Here is a 1,761-nt window from a genome sequence, read left to right as displayed (position 1 = left end):
GGCCCACGCCATACCGACCGCGCCCTGAGGACACCACGGGGCGCACCACGAGAGGGCACCCCCAGATCCAGATGAGCGAACAGATTCTCGACCAACTGGAGGGCCAGGAACTGGCCCCCACCGCCCCGGTCCGCCCGGAGGCCCCCACGTTCGCCGCGCTCGGCGCGCGACCCGAGACCGTCGAGGCCCTGGCCGCGGCGGGCATCACCCGCGCCTTCGCCATCCAGGAGTACGCGATCCCGATCGCGATGCGCGGTACCGACATGATCGGGCAGGCGCCGACCGGCACCGGCAAGACCCTCGGCTTCGGCGTACCGCTGCTGGAGCGGCTCCTGGCCCCCGGCGAGGGCAGTGACGGAGTGCCGCAGGCGCTTGTCGTCGTACCCACCCGCGAGCTGGGCATCCAGGTCGCCAAGGACCTCGCCGCCGCCGGCCGTACCCGGGGCGTCCGGGTGCTGCCGATCTACGGCGGCGTCGCGTACGAGCCGCAGATCGACGCGCTGCGCAAGGGCGTGGAGATCCTGGTCGGCACCCCCGGCCGGCTGATGGACCTGCAGAAGCAGAAGCACCTGCGGCTGGACCGGGTCCGCGCGCTGGTGCTCGACGAGGCCGACCGGATGCTCGACCTGGGCTTCCTCGACGACGTCGAGAAGATCCTGGCGATGCTGCCGGAGGACCGGCAGACCATGCTCTTCTCGGCGACCATGCCGGACCCGATCGTCACCCTCTCCCGGCGGTTCCTGCGCCGGCCGGTGACGATCCACGCCGGGCACACCGCCGAGACCGGCCCGTCCCCGCAGACCCAGCAGCTGGCGTACCGCACCCACTCGATGAACAAGATCGAGATCGTGGCGCGGATCCTCCAGGCCGAGGGGCGCGGGCTGACCATGATCTTCACCCGGACCAAGCGGGCCGCCGACCGGGTCGCCGAGGACCTCGACTTCCGGGGCTTCGCGGTGGCCGCCGTGCACGGCGACCTGGGCCAGGGCGCGCGGGAACGGGCGCTGCGCGCGTTCCGGGCCGGCAAGATCGACACCCTGGTCGCCACCGACGTGGCCGCCCGGGGCATCGACGTCAGCGGCGTCACCCACGTCATCAACTACGACTGCCCCGAGGACCAGGACACCTACACCCACCGGATCGGTCGTACCGGCCGGGCCGGGGCGACCGGGGTCGCGGTCACCTTCGTCGACTGGGACGACATGCCCCGGTGGCGGATCATCGACAAGACGCTCGGCCTCGACATGCCCGAGCCGCCGGAGACCTACCACACCTCCCCGCACCTCTACACCGACCTGGACATCTCCCCCGAGATGACCGGCACCCTGCCGACCGCCGAGCGGACCCGCGCCGGGCTCTCCGCCGAGGTCGAGGAGGACCTGGGTGGGCGGCCCCGCCGGGGCGAGAGCGGTGGCCGGGGCGGTCGGCGCGGCGAGAGCCGGGGGCGCGGCGAGAGCAGTGGCCGGGGCGGTGGACGCGGTGACCGGCGTCGGGCCCGCCCCGACTCCGACGTGCCGGACGCCACCGGAACGCCCGTGGAGGCCGCCGAGGAAGGCACCCGTACCCCCCGTAGCCGGCGTCGTCGCCGGGCCGGCGAGGTGGTCGGGGGCGAGTCGACCACGGCGACCACCGGCGGGTCCACCGACACCGCCGCCGGCCCGACCGGCGAGCCCGCCGTCGCCACCGGGTCGGCCACCGAGGGTGAGCCGGGCCGGCCGCGTCGCCGCCGTCGCCGGCGCGGTGGGGGCGGCTCCGGCGCGG

1 protein-coding gene is annotated in these 1,761 nt (G+C 74.8%); it reads left to right on the top strand.

Annotated elements, in window-relative coordinates; genetic code table 11:
• Nucleotides 1–71: 71 nt before the first annotated feature.
• The coding region (locus ACOJTC_RS04085) for a DEAD/DEAH box helicase (protein ID WP_420115807.1) at nucleotides 72–1,761 on the top strand (1,690 nt) is incomplete at its 3' end.

This window comes from Micromonospora sp. (assembly GCF_048594385.1).
Taxonomy (GTDB): domain Bacteria; phylum Actinomycetota; class Actinomycetes; order Mycobacteriales; family Micromonosporaceae; genus Micromonospora; species Micromonospora wenchangensis.
This window is presented reverse-complemented; position numbering and strand designations above follow the sequence as displayed.